The following is a 14,530-nucleotide window of genomic DNA, read 5'->3' as shown; positions in this document are numbered from 1 at the left end:
ACCGGTGGGCATGCCAGCCACTTTTTGTAGCCTGATCACGGTCAAGAATTGCCTGGTATAGCCGATACAGACAGAGTCGGCAGTGGTATCGCGTTGCGCTGTGTGCAATGCAGAGCAGGCGTTGAATAGCTGGCGTATTTTTTGCAAAGCTGAATGCAATACCACGGTGCGTTGGCGTAGAAGCAAAAACGACCGGAAGCGGGACGGAGACAGGCATGGCTACCATACAATCACTGGGCATAGGGTCCGGCTTGCTGACCAGCGAGCTGCTGGAATCGCTGCTGGAAGCAGAGCGTGCCCCGATTGAGCAGCGTCTGGATGTTGAGCAGGAGCTGGCAGAAGCCAAACTGACTGCGTTTGGCGAGATCAGCAGTGTTGTTGATGAACTGCAGTCGGCTATGCGCGCGCTCAACAGCACCTCAGCCTTCAATGCCAGTCAGGTCAATTCCAGTAACGAGTCTGCGCTCACCGCCACGGCTGGCAGTACTGCCAGTGAGGGTACTTATTCTGTTCAGGTTCAGCAGCTTGCCCAGCAGCAAACCATTGCTACGCAATCCTATGAATCAGTCAATGAGGCGATAGGCACGGGCTCACTGAGCTTCCGCTTTGGCAGCACTGATGTTGACGGTGGTGGCGTGTATCAGGGCTTCACCGTCAATGATGATGTCGCGGAACGCACCCTGGTCATCAATGCAAGCAACAACACTCTTGCCGGCATTCGTGATGCCGTTAATAGCGCGGATATTGGCATCGAGGCCACCATCGTTGACGATGGCAGTGGTTTCCGCCTGCTGTTTACCAGCGCCGAGGCGGGCGCAGATCAAAGTATCGAGCTGACTGCCAGCGGAACGGCCGGGATGGCTGCATTCAACTTCAATGCCGGTTCACAGACTGCCAGCCAGACCCAGGCAGCGCAGGATGCGTTGTTCACAGTTAACGGTCTCTCCATCAGTCGTAGCGACAACCTCGTGGCCGGTGTAATTCCGGGCGTTACCCTGAACCTCAAGTCGACGACCACGGGTCCGGTCAGTCTGGGTATTACAAAAGACCCCAGCGAGCTGATGGACAAGGTGCAGGATTTTGTTGATACCTACAACGGGCTGAAAGGCATCAGTGATCAATTGTCGGCGTTCGATCCGGACTCCGGAAGCTCTGGACAGGGCAGTCTGTTGACCGGTGATACCGCCCTGCGCAGAATCATGACGGAAATCAACAGCACACTGCGTCAGGTGACGTCGGGCGCCACATTCAGTTCGCTGGCGGAAGTCGGTATTACTTCGGATCAGTTTAACAACTACCAGCTGACCTTTGATCGCAGCGAGTTTGAAGCAGCGTTTGCCACCGATCCGCAGGCGGTAACCGGGTTATTTGCTGCCACCGGTGTCGCCTCCGACACGCAGGTCAGCTTTCTGAGTGCCGGGCGTAATACCCAGCCGGGCAGCTATGCACTGGAAGTCACCCGCATGGCCGAAGTGGGACGGTATGAAGGCATCAGCGTTGCCGCACTGGACTCGGGCAATATCGTCATCGATGCCGATAATAAGAATTTCACCATCATATTTAACGGCAATGAGGTGGATATCAGCCTGACCGAAGCCACCTATGCCACCGCCGAAGACCTAGCCACCGAACTGCAGGCACAGATCAACAGCAATGCCGATGTCATAGATGCCGAAGACAGCATGACGGTTGTGTACAACGCCAGCGAATCGCGATTCGATATGAGTTCCAACCGATACGGCGACGAGTCGGTGATCCGCTTCAGTGCTATCTCCGCCGAAGCCTCGGCCACGCTCGGGCTGGTGCTGGACAATCGCGGACCGTTCCAGGGCAATCAGCTGAACGCGCTTGCCAGCACCGGTGGGCTGAGCACTGATGCGTTCACTGACCCTCTGGTGATAGACGAGGACACAACATTCCAGCTGTCCATCAACGGCATCAGCACCGGTGCGCTGGCCTTGCCCGGTGACGCCGGTGCGCCGGTGACCTATACCACACCTGACGAACTGACAGCGGCGCTGGCGACGCAGATCAATGACGCGCTGGCTGGCGAAGGTATCACGGTCAACGTGAATTATGAGTACAACGCGGACAACGCGCAGGCTCGGCTGATCTTCTCCACGTCCAATGCCGGAGATGACATCCGGTTTACCGAAGTGAATTTTGCCGCCGCCAGCAAGTTGGGGCTTTTTCTGGGCAGCGGAGCACAGGACACGTCAATTCGTGGCGTTGATGTGGCGGGCACAATCAACGGCATTGAGGCACAAGGCAATGGGCAGTTCCTGACAGCGTCCAGCGGCGCCATAGCGGCACGCCCCGGATTCTATCTGAATGCCGCGCACGGTGATCTGTCCGCCAGTACCTCGGGCGACAGTTTCCGGGTGGAAGTTGACGGTGTCCTGTCAGGTGCCATCTCCCTGGGTACCCTGGGTGACAGCAGCCCTGCAACCGTCGCCGCCGCCATGCAGACCGCGATCAATAACAACCCGGCCATGATAGCGGCCGGTGTCGGCGTTACCGTGGATTACGACGTGCCTTCGGGCGCATTCGGCATTATTTCCAATTCCACCGGCGCCTCATCCAGCGTCAGGATCGCCCAACTCCAGGGCAATGCCGGCGACCTGCTGGGCTTTAACATTGGCCGTGGCGCCCGTGGCGAGTCGGGGCGTGACGCCAGCGGTGAACCCGACCCGTCATCCGGTTTGCGCCTGCGTATTGATGGCGGTGAGGTGGGTGACCGGGGCACGGTGGACTACACCCGGGGTGCCGCTGACCGGATGAACAGACTGCTTGATTCCTTTCTGGCGCCTGGTGGCGTGCTCAGTGGCCGGCAGGACTCGCTGAACGGCGAGCTGGAGAAGATCGCCGAGCGCCGGGTCGAGCTGGAGGCGCGCATGGAGCGCTCGGAGCGACGACTGCAGTCGTCATTTACCGCCAATGACCTGATTATTTCCCGGTTCAACACCACGGCAGACTTTCTGACCTCCCAGCTCGATATGCTGGAGGCATTGGTCAGGCCGAAAACAGATTAAGACTGACTGACAAAGACTGAAAGAGTGCCAACACAACCTTGCTGCCTGTCACGCCGACAGTGTCGCGTTCAATTCAATCCAGGAGAACACCATGTATTCAATGACCCAGGCCGCCGCGCAGTACAAACGCATCAACAATGAAAGTGGCATCGATCAGGCCAGTCCGCATCGATTGATCCAGATGTTAATGAGTGGCGCGCTGGACCGGTTGGTACAGGCCAAATCCGCCATGGAGCGCGGCGAAGTCGAAACCAAGGGGGTATTGCTGGGCAAGGCAACCGGGATTATCGCCGGTCTGCAAGGCAGTCTGGAGCGTGACAGGGCGCCGGACCTGGTCGACAACCTGGAGCGTTTGTATGATTACATGCAGCGCCGCCTGTTTGAGGCCAATGTCAGCAATGACCCGGCGCTGGTGCAGGAGGTGACGGAATTGATGCGCACGGTAAAGACCGGCTGGGACGAGATTGATCCGGCGTCCCAGGCAGCCTCGTGATATCAGTCAAATAATTGGCGGTGAACGTTTGACTCTGTTGGCTCGGGCAGTGTCTAATTGATTTTGCGAATGACGATAATGGAATCGAAATAATCGATCAGCGAGCCGCATCAAGGGCAGGCGGATGATGCAGGGCACACACGTGCTGCAACGCCGTGCCGGTACAGGGCATGACACAGATACTAGTGATAGAAGACAGCAAGAAGCAGGGGCACGACTTAAGCATCGTGCTCACGTTTCTGGGCGAAAGCTCACTGACCGTTGCGCGTGGGCATTGGCGCGATGAGGCTACTGCTCAGGGTGTCAATCCCGACAAACTCAAGCTGATCCTGGTCGGACACTACAAACCGTCACTGATGATGTCGCTGCTGGAAGAACTGACGGACTGGCATGACGGCGTACCACTGGTAATTCTGGGTGATCAGGAGCTGCCCGACTTTCCCGACAGGATTTCTGCCCGCATTGTTGCCACCATCCCGTTGCCGCTGAGTTATCAGCCCATGCTTGATGCCATGCACAAAGCCCAGGTATACGGCGAACACTACGCGCGCCTGCGCGATGTGGGCAGTGTGCGCGATTACAATATGTTCCGCAGCCTGGTGGGTAACAGTACCTCCGTGCAGCGCATCCGTCATTTTATGTCGCAGGTGGCGGACACCGAGGTCACTGTGCTCATCACCGGCGAATCCGGCACCGGCAAAGAGGTGGTCGCGCGTAACCTGCATGCCAATTCCACTCGCGCCAGCAAGCCATTTGTCCCTATTAATTGTGGTGCGATTCCCCCTGATCTTCTGGAGAGTGAGCTCTTTGGTCACGAAAAAGGCGCATTTACCGGAGCAATTTCTACCCGTGTCGGTCGTTTTGAACTGGCGCAGGGCGGCACCCTGTTTCTCGACGAAATAGGCGACATGCCGCTGCCAATGCAGGTCAAACTGTTGCGTGTGATTCAGGAACAATCCTACGAACGCGTAGGCGGCACCAAAACGCTGCAGACCGATGTGCGCATTCTGGCGGCCACACATCGCAATCTGGAAGGCATGATTGATGCGGGCACCTTCCGCCAGGATCTGTATTACCGCATCAATGTATTTCCGATTGAAATGCCGTCGCTGCGTGAGCGCGCATCGGACATTCCATTCCTGCTTAATGAGCTGATTTCCCGGCTGGAAAACAGCAAACGCGGCTCGGTCCGCTTCAATTCGGCGGCGATCCGGGCGCTGGGCCAATACAGCTGGCCGGGCAATGTCCGGGAGCTGGCCAATCTGGTGGAGCGCATGGCCATCATGCATCCTCACGGTGTCGTCGGCGTGCATGATCTGCCACGTCAGTATCAGCCAGAAGGTATCGATTTGCCGCAGGTTATTGAAGAGGCGGCAGAGACGATCGATGCCGGGCCGGCGTCGGTAGCGCTCAACAGCGCCGAAGACGCGCTGGCCGGTGATCCGGCCGCAATACCGAACCAGCAGGGCAACGGTAACCTGTTGCCGCTCAATGGTCTGGATCTGAAGGAGTATCTGGGCAATCTTGAGCGCAGTCTGATCGAACAGGCGCTGGATGACAGCGGCGGGGTGGTCGCGCGGGCCGCAGACCGGCTTAATATCCGGCGCACGACGCTGGTGGAAAAAATGCGTAAATACGATATGCAGCGCTGAAGGCGTTTTAGCCGCTAAGGGTTTTTAACCCGCTAAAGGCTTTTCACCCGCTAAAGGCTCTTGACCCGCTAAAGGCTCTTGACCCGCTAAAGGCTCTTCACCTGCTAAGGGCTTTTCACCCGCTAAAGACTCTTCACCCGCTAAAGGCTTTACTCACTCTGGCTGAGGCTGACATCACCCATGGTCATGGCTGAGAGCAACAATTCGGTGGTGTCGCCATCTTCGACCTGCTCCAGTTTGGCCAGCACAAATTCATGGTCTATGGCCAGCCAGATACGGGTGCTGCGATCACTGTCAGGTTCACGGACGCGTTCAACCAGCACCGTATCCAGTGCTCCGGCGAGGGTCTCTACTGTTTCGCGGGCAGCCACCCGGTACACTTGGGTTTCCGGCTCGGTACCATCAAGGATCTGATATTCAAGCGTAGTGCCAACGTCGAGCAAATCGGCGTTGGCATTCAGTTGCGAGCTCATCTGTGCGGTAAAGCTGAGGTTATCGAGCAGGCCCGGGTAGATGGCGGTGTCGGTTTCCCGGTCATTGCGTACAACGCTGGCACGCTGTTGTTCCCAATCGAAACTGATTTGTTCCTGGCGCCTGCGCAGACCACTCTGTTCATAGCTGTAAGAGACAGGTACAGCGCCGCTGTCAATCCAGTAAAAATGGCTGGTTTCCGTCACCGTGATCAGGTTGGCGCCCAGCACCCGCAGTGACAGGCCGTGACCAAGCTGATAAACATTGGTGTCGGTCTGCACCAGATTACGGTAGGCGTCGGTGCTAAGGCCGCGGGCGCGGGCTTCATAACGCGCCTCGTAGGGCGTCGGTGCAATCAGCGCGGCCGCTTCTTCGTCAGCGTTGCCATAGAGCGGCGCGGCAGGCGTCAGGGCGGTGACAGTAAGCGCCACCATGGCCAGCGAGCGAATCGTGTTGCGAAGCTGCGTCATGAGTTTGCCCTCTGTGTTACGTGTGTGGTGTTGTCGTCTGACTTGCCACTGTACGCCCGGCAAGCTGAACGACAGCCAAACAGTGAGCGTTCAGGTCATCGTGTCCGGATGCCGCAGGAAGGCAAGTGTTGCTGGTCCAGCAGGACGCCGTTTTTATCCATGGTCAGGCGTCCGCTGGCGAACCACTCGATCACTTCAGGGTATATTTTGTGTTCTTCGATAGCAACACGCTGCGCCAGTGAGTCCCGGGTATCATCGGCGGTGACGTTTATCACGGCCTGGCGGATTACCGGTCCGCCATCCAGTTCGGGGGTGACAAAGTGCACACTGACACCATGCTGTGGTTCACCGGCATCGAGCACTCGCTGATGGGTATTGATGCCTTTGTAGTCTGGTAACAGCGAGGGGTGGATGTTGAGCAGGCGGCCGGCGTAGTGCTGGACAAAGCCGCTGCTAAGGATGCGCATGAAACCCGCCAGCACCACCAGGTCCGGCCGGAACGCGTCTATTTCCTGCATCAATTGGGCATCAAAAGCTTCGCGCGAGGTGAAAGCCTTGTGGTCCAGCAGGCGAGTGGCAATACCGGCCCGCGTTGCCCGTTGCAGACCAAAGGCGTCGGCGCGATTGCTGATGACAGCGCAAAGCTGGTAACCGCCGATGCTGCTGTAATCAATGATGGCCTGCAGATTGCTGCCATTGCCCGAGATCAGCACTGCCACCTGACAGGGACGGGTTTTATTCTTGAGCGCTAGATCCGTGTGTGCTGGTGTTGAATGCATTGGTTCTGAGGACGCTGGGCTCACACATAACTACCGGTCAGTTTCACCGCTGGTTTCTGCTGTTCACTTTTGCCGATATGGCCCAGCAACACCGCGCCACGGGTCTGCTGTTGCAGAATTTCGATAGCCTGTTCAGCTTTGTCGGCAGCAACACACACGACCATGCCAATGCCGCAGTTGAAGGTGCGCAGCATTTCGCGATTGGCAATGTTGCCGCTCATCTGCAGCCAGTCGAAAATGGCCGGGCGCAGCCAGGCGTCAGTGTCTATATTAGCCTCGGTATAGTCCGGCATGACCCGCGGCAGGTTTTCCAGAATGCCGCCACCGGTGATGTGTGCCATGGCGTGAACCGGAACGTCGGCCTGCAGGATCTGCAGCGCCTTGACGTAAATTTCTGTCGGAGCCAGCAGCACATCGCCCATGGTGCTGTCACCGAAGGGGTCATCCAGCTTGGCGTTGGAAACCTCCAGCACTTTGCGAATCAGCGAGTAGCCGTTGGAGTGTGGACCTGATGAGGCCAGACCAATCAGGCAATCGCCGACCTGCACCTGGCTATTGTCGATGATGTCCGCTTTCTCGACCACGCCCACTGCAAATCCGGCCAGATCGTAATCGCCTTTCTGATACATGCCGGGCATTTCCGCGGTCTCGCCACCGATCAGGGAACAGCCGGCCTGCCGGCAACCCTCGCCGATGCCGCTGACCACTTCAGTCGCGATATCCACGTTGAGCCCGCCGGTAGCGTAATAGTCCAGAAAAAACAGCGGTTCGGCGCCACACACGATGAGATCATTGACACACATGGCCACCAGGTCGATACCGATAGTATCGTGCTTGCCCATATCAATCGCCAGTTTCAGTTTGGTGCCGACACCGTCGGTGGCTGATACCAGCACCGGCTTGCGATAACCCTCGGGGATCTCGCACAACGCACCGAATCCGCCCAGGCCGGACAAAACTTCCGGACGCCGGGTGGACTGGGTCACTGATTTGATCTTTTCCACCAGGGCATCACCGGCATCAATGTCCACACCGGCATCCTTGTAGCTGAGGCTGGTTTTTGCAGTCTGATCACTCTCAGAAGAAGTCGCTTTAGTTGTCATGGAAATGAGGCATCCCTGGGTAAAAAAATGATTGGGCGTATTTTAGCAGTTGCCGGCTGCTTCGTCAGGCGAATATGTAAAACAGACAGGTGATCGGTTATGATGATGCGCATGACAACACTACTTTCAGCGTTACCCAGACTGGCCCGGCATTCGTGGCTACTGCTGTTGCTCACTCTGGCGGCAAGTGCCGGCGTGCGCGCATTACCCATAGACGGTCTGTACAGTCAGGAGATCGTTGTGCAAAACCAGAGCGAGACTGCCCGCGAGCAGGCCTATCGTGAAGCGTTCGAGCGGGTGATTGTCAAGGTGACCGGCGAGCGCCGCTGGCTTGAACACCCCAGCGTCAGTGCCGCAGCACAGCGGGCATCATCCTATGTTGCCGAGGTCAGTTACCGGACAGTGATGCTGGAGCGGCGCATTGATGTGCGTTTTGATCAAAGCCTGATTGATGAGCTGCTGGACCGCGCCGAAATTCCGGTGTGGGACCGCAATCGGGCCAGTGTCCTGCTCTGGGTGACCGTCCAGAGTGACGATGGTCGCCGCACCATGCTGGGCTCCAGTTCTGAAGATGCATTATTGACGCAAGCCCGTGCCTTTGCCACCGAGCGCGGGGTGCCGGTATTGATTCCATTGCTGGACCTGACCGACCGGCGGCTGGTGTCCGTCAGCCAGGGCTGGCAGCTGGACACCGAGGCGCTGCGTGAGGCCGGGGAGCGCTACGGCGCTGACAGTGTGCTGGCCGGTCGGCTGTTGATTACACCGAATAATGAAGTCGTGGGGTTATGGCAGTTTATCTTTCGTGATCAGGTGCATGTTTTTGACCATGTAGACAATAGCGTGGAGACCTACATGGATTATCCGCTGGATGAAGTCACCACGCGCCTGGCCGAGCATTTTGGTCTGGTGCTCAGTGAGTTCGAGCAGGAGGACGAAGTCCGGCTGCGCATCGACGGTATCTCTGATCTTGCCAGTCATACCGCATTGATGCGATATCTGGAGTCGCTGTCAGTGGTGCGGGACGTAAACGTGTCTGCGTTGCGCGCCGATACCATCGAACTGACGGTGGAGCTGGGCGGAACCCGACATCACTTGACCGAGTTCATCAGTCTGGGGCGTGACCTGCAGCCAGTGAATTTTGCCGTGGGCGCAGTGAATTCAGATCTGTTGCACTATCGCTGGACGCGGCAGTGAACCTGGCAGAATCTCCGAAACAACTGGCATTGCGTCTCAGCCTGGATGATGAGGCGACCTTTGGCAATTTTTATTGTGCTGTCGATGGCACCGCCAATCTGGCGCTTGTTGCGCATTTGCAACAGTGCGTAGAGCAGTGGGCGCAACGCGACAGTGACACGGCCAGTGGCACCTTGCTGAAGGAGTTTGTCTGGCTTTGGGGTAGCACCGGTGTTGGCTGCTCGCATTTGCTGCAGGCGGCCTGTCATGAGCTGGACGCGGGCGGTAAGACAGTTTTCTATTTAAGTCTTTCCGCCTGGCGCGAACTGACGCCGGAGGTGTTGCTGGGGTTGGAGCAAGTGGCTGTGTTATGCCTCGATGATATCGATGAGGTAGCAGGTATCCCGGAATGGGAAGAAGCTTTGTTTCATCTCTATAACCGCATGGCCGCCAGGCAGACACCATTACTCGTCGCTGCCCACAGCAGCCCGCAATATACCCGGTTCGCGTTAAAAGATCTGCACTCGCGACTGCAATCGGCGGCCGTGTTCCAGTTACACCCGCTTGATGACGAGCACAAGATGGCAGCTCTGCAGATGCGCGCGGCACATCTCGGATTCGAGTTGAGTGAGGAGGTTGCCGGGTACCTGGTTCGGCGTTGCGAACGCAGCATGAGCGCTCTGATAGCAGTGTTACATGAGCTGGACCGGCACTCGCTGGAAACTCAGCGCAAAGTGACGATCCCGTTGCTCAAGGCATTGATGAACTGGTGATGTCGGCAGTGCTAGAGGTTCATGCCCAGATGTTTCTTGGCCATCCGGATGTACAGCAGCAACGCACAAAACAGGCCCACACATAAAATGCTGTAGATCAGCCCGTAAAACAGTTCGCCGGGCACAAATGCGGTTACCACAGCATGGGTGAAATACATCAACACCACAAAGCTGAGCCAGGCATAGGTGCGCAGTGTGTTACGACGCAGGCCGGGCAGAAAAATCAGCAGGGGCAGCAAGCGGAACAGCCACAGGAACACCGCGACGCCGATGGGCGCACCCCGGAACAGCGTTAATATCGCATCGGCAGTAAACAGCCCCAGTATACCGAAATAAAAAGCCAGCACCGCCTTGCGCGAATGGCTGACGATGGCAGGTACTGCTGTGGTTGAGGTGTCGTTGTCGGGTTGCCAAATCTTGGTCATAGTGCAGGCTCTTTCATGAATCGAGTTTAAGCGCCAGGAACCCCAGGCGTTTGCCCAGCGCCAGACAGAGTGCTTTCTCGTCGTCGCTAAGCGGCAGGTCACTGTCTTTGCCAGCCATGTGGCTGGCGCCATAGGGGGTGCCGCCGGTTTGTGTGCGCATCAGCGCCGCTTCACTATACGGCAGTCCACAGATCAGCATGCCATGGTGAAGCAGGGGCAGGCTCATGCTCAACAGGGTTGATTCCTGCCCGCCATGCAGGCTGGAGCTTGAGGTAAACAGCGCGGCAGGTTTGTTAACGAGTGCGCCGCTGGCCCAAAGTGCACCGGTATTGTCGAGAAAATATTTCATGGGTGCGGCCATATTGCCGAAGCGGGTCGGGCTGCCCATGGCAAGCGCGGCACAGTGACGCAGATCGTCTTCGCTGCAATAGACCGCGCCCGAATCGGGCACTGCGGGTATGCTGGCGGTATGATCGGGTGATACCGGCGCCACCGTTCGCAACCGGGCTTCGATGGCGCCGGCCTGTTCCGCACCGCGGGCAATCAACGCCGCCATCTCGGCAGTAGCGCCATGGCGGCTGTAGTACAGGACCAGAACATAAGGCAGTGGCGTGCTCACGGGATCAACTCCAGTACTTTTTCCGGCGGTCGGCCGATGACGGCTTTGTCGCCACATACGACGATGGGCCGCTCAATAAGGCGCGGATGTTCACTCATGACGTCAATCAGCTGAGTTTCACTGAGGGCGTTGTCCATCAGATTCAGTGCCTTGTATTCGGTCTCACCTTTACGCAGCAGGTCCCGGGCCGGCATGTTGAGTCGCTTGAGCAGGCGCCGCAGTTCGGCGGGAGCGGGCGGTGTCTCCAGATAAAGTACCTGTTCCGGTTCGATGCCGCGCTCCTGCAGCAGCGCCAGCGTCTGCCGCGATTTGGAACAGCGCGGGTTGTGATAGATAACCACATTAGTCATTTTTGTCACTCGCTACCATATCTTTTAGTGTGGTGTTTCCGCAGGTTTCGACCCATTTTTCGTCGGCATCATCCAGTATTTTGCGGATCTGCATTTGTTCGGCGCAATACGACGGGTTGACGGGCTGATCCTTGGCGTAAGCACGCACCTTGTGTCTGAGCTCATGCAACCTGTAGTTGTCGACGGTGGCAGCCGGCAGGTAACAGGGAGGCTCTTCATCGGTGGCGCGTATGAAGCCTATTGCCATCAAAATCTGCAGCGCGGATTCTATCATGGCCGGGCTCAGTCGCGTGTAGGCCTGCAGCTCATCGGCTGACCAGGGCCCGGTGCCTTGCTGGAAGCGTTTGACAATAAGGTAGGCGATGGTGAGGTCGACCTCCTCTTTCAGCCGCAGGCTCAGTTTCGGGGGCTCGCGGCCGGAGTAGGTCTTTGACGGGTGTTGATGGTAGAACGCGACTGAAGAACCGATCAGCAGCATCAGCCAGCCCAGATAGATTACTATCATCAGCAGGATAACAGCGAAAAACGCGGCATAGATAACCGCATTTGCCGAATACTGCGTGATGAAATTCTGGAATACCCAGCCCATCAGTTTCCAGGCGATGGTGGTGACAATACCGCCGATAAACGCTGAGCGAAAACGTACACGGGTATTGGGAATAAAAATGAATGCCAGGGCAAACGCCAGTGACATGAACAGGAAGGGTGTTATCAGTCCGACGAACTGCAGAATGATACCGCCGGTAGGCAGACTTTCCAGCAACCCGACAAAGAGTACCGTGTTGACGTAGGATGCGATGCCGACCGACACCAGTATCAGCAGTGGCGCGACGATAATGGCAAACAGGTATTCGCTGACACGGCTGCCCAGACTGCGTGCCTGCGAGACTGACCAGATGTAATTAAAGGACAGCTCGATACGCTGCATCATGGTCAATACCGTGTACAGCAGGACCCCGAGACTGACCACGCTGAGCACATCAACTCGTACATTGTCGACAAAACCGACGACATTCTGCGCTATCTCGACACTGTACTCGCCCATAAAAGGTTGCAGCAATCCGAGTAGGGCAGGTTCGAGTTCGTTGTGAACCCCCAGGCCCTTGAGCACAGCAAATGCCAGCGCGAGCAGCGGTACAAACGCAATGACAGTGTAGTACACCAGGCTCATGGCGCGCAGGCTGAGATTGCCCTGCGCCAGATCCCGAATTACTGCATAGCCAATTTGCAGCGCGCGGATGCCAGCCTGTTGCCAGCGATTCTGCGCTGACCGGCCGCTCCAGAGGAAGCTGTTGGTTTTTTCTCTCAGTTCCTGCAATGACCCTAGCTGCATATCACTCCTGTCGAGCTACCCCGCACAGTGGCGACGCGTTTCGGCCCCGATTTCATGCCGGCTGATTCAGCCCGCCAGTCGCTCGTCCAGAAACTCCAGTATGGCGTCAAGTGCCACCATTTCTGGTTCGTCTGCGCGGCGCGACTTGTATTCCAGCTGATTGTTTTCCAGTCCGCGTTCGGATACTACCAGACGGTGAGGGATGCCCATCAGTTCCATGTCGGCAAACTTGACGCCCGGACTGGTTTTCTTGTCCCTGTCATCCAGCAGAACGTCGTAACCGGCCGCTTCCAGAGTCTGCAATAGCTGGTTACTGACTTCGACCACCATCTGCGACTTGTGTGCGTTCAGAGGAACGATGGCAATCTGGAAGGGGGCGATAGCGTCGGGCCAGATAATGCCATTGTGGTCATGATTCTGTTCAATGGCTGCCGCCACAATGCGGCTGACGCCGATGCCATAACAGCCCATGGTCATGAGAACAGATTTGCCGTTCTCGTCCAGCACGGCCGCGTTCATCGCTTTGCTGTACTTGGTGCCCAGCTGGAAGATATGACCGACTTCAATGCCACGCTTGATAGCCAGAGTGCCTTTGCCGTCCGGGCTCAGATCGCCTTCCCTGACCTTGCGGAAATCGGCGACGGCGTCGAAATGACAGTCCTTGCCCCAGTTGGCACCGGTCAAATGGAATCCATCGTTGTTGGCGCCGCAGACAAAATCGGCCATGTGCTCAACACTGCGATCAGCGATGGCCGGAAAGGGCAGGTGCAACGGACCGAGGCAACCGGGCTTGCAACCGACAGCGGCCTGGATCTGCTCGTCGCTGGCAAACTCCACCGGTGCGGCCACACCGTCCAGTTTTTCCAGTTTGACTGCGTTGACTTCCTGGTCGCCACGAATCAGCAGAGCGACCAGGCCATGTGTATTGCTGTCATCGTCGGACTTGACGATCAGGGTCTTGATCAGTGTTGAGGCCGCGACCTGCAGTTTTTCTGCTACCGCCTCAATCGTGTGTGCCTCACCGGTGTCGACTTTAACGGCCGCGGCATTGCCGGCGGCTGTTGTGGCTGTGGCCAGATCAGGGATGATGCCGTCGGCCAGTTCGATGTTGGCCGCGTAGTCACCGGTAGAGCTGAAGACGATATCGTCTTCGCCCGAATCTGCCAGCACGTGGAATTCATGCGACGTGCTGCCACCAATATTGCCGGTGTCGGCCAGCACCGGCCGGTAGTCCAGGCCCAGCCGCTCAAAAATACGGCAGTAGGTCCGGAACATGATGTCATAGGTTTGTTGCAGGGAAGCCTCGTCGATATGAAACGAGTAGGCGTCCTTCATCAGGAATTCACGGGCGCGCATGATGCCGAAGCGGGGGCGGCGCTCGTCGCGAAATTTCATCTGAATCTGATAAAAATTGGCGGGCAGCTGTTTGTAGCTGTTGAACTCGTTGCGGATCAGATCGGTGATGACTTCCTCGTGGGTCGGCCCCAGACAAAACTCGCGGTTGTGACGATCAACAAATCTGAGCAGTTCAGGGCCCATCTGATCCCAGCGCCCGGATTCCTGCCATAACTCTGCCGACTGCACCACCGGCATGGAAACTTCCATGGCCCCGGATCTGTTCATCTCCTCGCGCACGATGGCAGTGACGTTCTGCAGCACCCGCAGACCTGCCGGTAACCAGGTGTACATGCCGCTGGCCAGCTTGCGAATCAGGCCGGCGCGCAACATCAATTGATGACTGATGACTTCGGCATCAGCCGGGGTTTCTCGGAGTGTAGCGATAAGGTATTGACTGGTGCGCATGCAGGTCCTGCTGTGGGTTCTGGGTAGGGATAGAAGGCCCGGCAGGCTGGCGGG

At 57.3% G+C, this 14,530-nt stretch carries 13 protein-coding genes; 5 read left to right on the top strand and 8 right to left on the bottom strand.

Translation table 11 applies throughout. The features are described from left to right. Positions 1–215 precede the first annotated feature (215 nt). The 3 genes from fliD (at position 216) to ENH71_RS08725 (ending at position 5,177) form a co-directional block, all read left to right on the top strand. Positions 216–3,032, top strand: a complete 2,817-nt coding sequence (gene fliD / locus ENH71_RS08735; protein ID WP_294134521.1) for a flagellar filament capping protein FliD — start codon at positions 216–218, stop codon at positions 3,030–3,032. Positions 3,033–3,123: 91 nt separating this feature from the next. Continuing rightward, complete coding sequence (fliS, locus tag ENH71_RS08730) at positions 3,124–3,525, top strand: flagellar export chaperone FliS (protein ID WP_294134523.1); 402 nt, start codon at positions 3,124–3,126, stop codon at positions 3,523–3,525. Positions 3,526–3,695: 170 nt separating this feature from the next. Beyond that, the gene (locus ENH71_RS08725; protein ID WP_294134526.1) at positions 3,696–5,177 is read left to right on the top strand and encodes a sigma-54 dependent transcriptional regulator; all 1,482 of its coding nucleotides are present in this window, start codon (positions 3,696–3,698) and stop codon (positions 5,175–5,177) included. A gap of 149 nt (positions 5,178–5,326) precedes the next feature. On the opposite strand, the gene ENH71_RS08720 is transcribed toward ENH71_RS08725, so the two are convergent. The 3 genes from ENH71_RS08720 to purM all read right to left on the bottom strand — a co-directional run bounded on the left by ENH71_RS08720 (position 5,327) and on the right by purM (position 8,000). Beyond that, the gene (locus ENH71_RS08720) at positions 5,327–6,118 is read right to left on the bottom strand and encodes a DUF3108 domain-containing protein (RefSeq protein ID WP_294134529.1); all 792 of its coding nucleotides are present in this window, start codon (positions 6,116–6,118) and stop codon (positions 5,327–5,329) included. Positions 6,119–6,213: 95 nt separating this feature from the next. Beyond that, a complete protein-coding gene (gene purN, locus ENH71_RS08715; RefSeq protein WP_294134531.1) occupies positions 6,214–6,897 on the bottom strand; it encodes a phosphoribosylglycinamide formyltransferase in 684 nt (227 codons plus the stop codon). 20 nt (positions 6,898–6,917) lie between these two features. Then, positions 6,918–8,000, bottom strand: coding sequence for a phosphoribosylformylglycinamidine cyclo-ligase (gene purM / locus ENH71_RS08710; protein ID WP_294134536.1), 1,083 nt, complete (start codon positions 7,998–8,000; stop codon positions 6,918–6,920). 111 nt (positions 8,001–8,111) lie between these two features. On the opposite strand from purM, the gene ENH71_RS08705 reads away from it, so the two are divergent. Beyond that, positions 8,112–9,194, top strand: coding sequence for a DUF2066 domain-containing protein (locus tag ENH71_RS08705; RefSeq protein ID WP_294134539.1), 1,083 nt, complete (start codon positions 8,112–8,114; stop codon positions 9,192–9,194). Further along, positions 9,191–9,946: a DnaA regulatory inactivator Hda gene (gene hda / locus ENH71_RS08700; RefSeq protein WP_294134542.1), complete on the top strand. Its 756-nt coding sequence runs from the start codon at positions 9,191–9,193 to the stop codon at positions 9,944–9,946. The genes ENH71_RS08705 and hda overlap by 4 nt, the downstream gene beginning before the upstream one ends. 11 nt (positions 9,947–9,957) lie before the next feature. Here hda and ENH71_RS08695 read toward each other — a convergent pair whose 3' ends face one another. From ENH71_RS08695 to ENH71_RS08675, 5 genes are all read right to left on the bottom strand, one after another. Next, entirely contained in the window at positions 9,958–10,371 is a 414-nt protein-coding gene (locus ENH71_RS08695; RefSeq protein ID WP_294134545.1) for a DUF2069 domain-containing protein, read from the bottom strand. A 13-nt stretch (positions 10,372–10,384) separates the two neighbouring features. Further along, entirely contained in the window at positions 10,385–10,990 is a 606-nt protein-coding gene (wrbA, locus tag ENH71_RS08690) for an NAD(P)H:quinone oxidoreductase (RefSeq protein WP_294134548.1), read from the bottom strand. Beyond that, positions 10,987–11,340: an arsenate reductase (glutaredoxin) gene (gene arsC, locus ENH71_RS08685; protein ID WP_294134551.1), complete on the bottom strand. Its 354-nt coding sequence runs from the start codon at positions 11,338–11,340 to the stop codon at positions 10,987–10,989. Before arsC ends, wrbA begins: the two co-directional genes overlap by 4 nt. Further along, positions 11,333–12,673 (bottom strand): YihY/virulence factor BrkB family protein, encoded by a 1,341-nt coding sequence (locus tag ENH71_RS08680; protein ID WP_294134553.1) that lies wholly within the window; start codon positions 12,671–12,673, stop codon positions 11,333–11,335. Before ENH71_RS08680 ends, arsC begins: the two co-directional genes overlap by 8 nt. A 66-nt stretch (positions 12,674–12,739) precedes the next feature. Beyond that, a complete protein-coding gene (locus ENH71_RS08675; RefSeq protein WP_294134554.1) occupies positions 12,740–14,476 on the bottom strand; it encodes a proline--tRNA ligase in 1,737 nt (578 codons plus the stop codon). Positions 14,477–14,530 lie beyond the last annotated feature (54 nt).

The organism is Pseudohongiella sp., from assembly GCF_011050365.1.
Classification (GTDB): Bacteria; Pseudomonadota; Gammaproteobacteria; order Pseudomonadales; family Pseudohongiellaceae; genus Pseudohongiella.
Note: the sequence above shows the minus strand (reverse complement) of the source record. Positions and strands in the feature narration are given on the sequence as shown.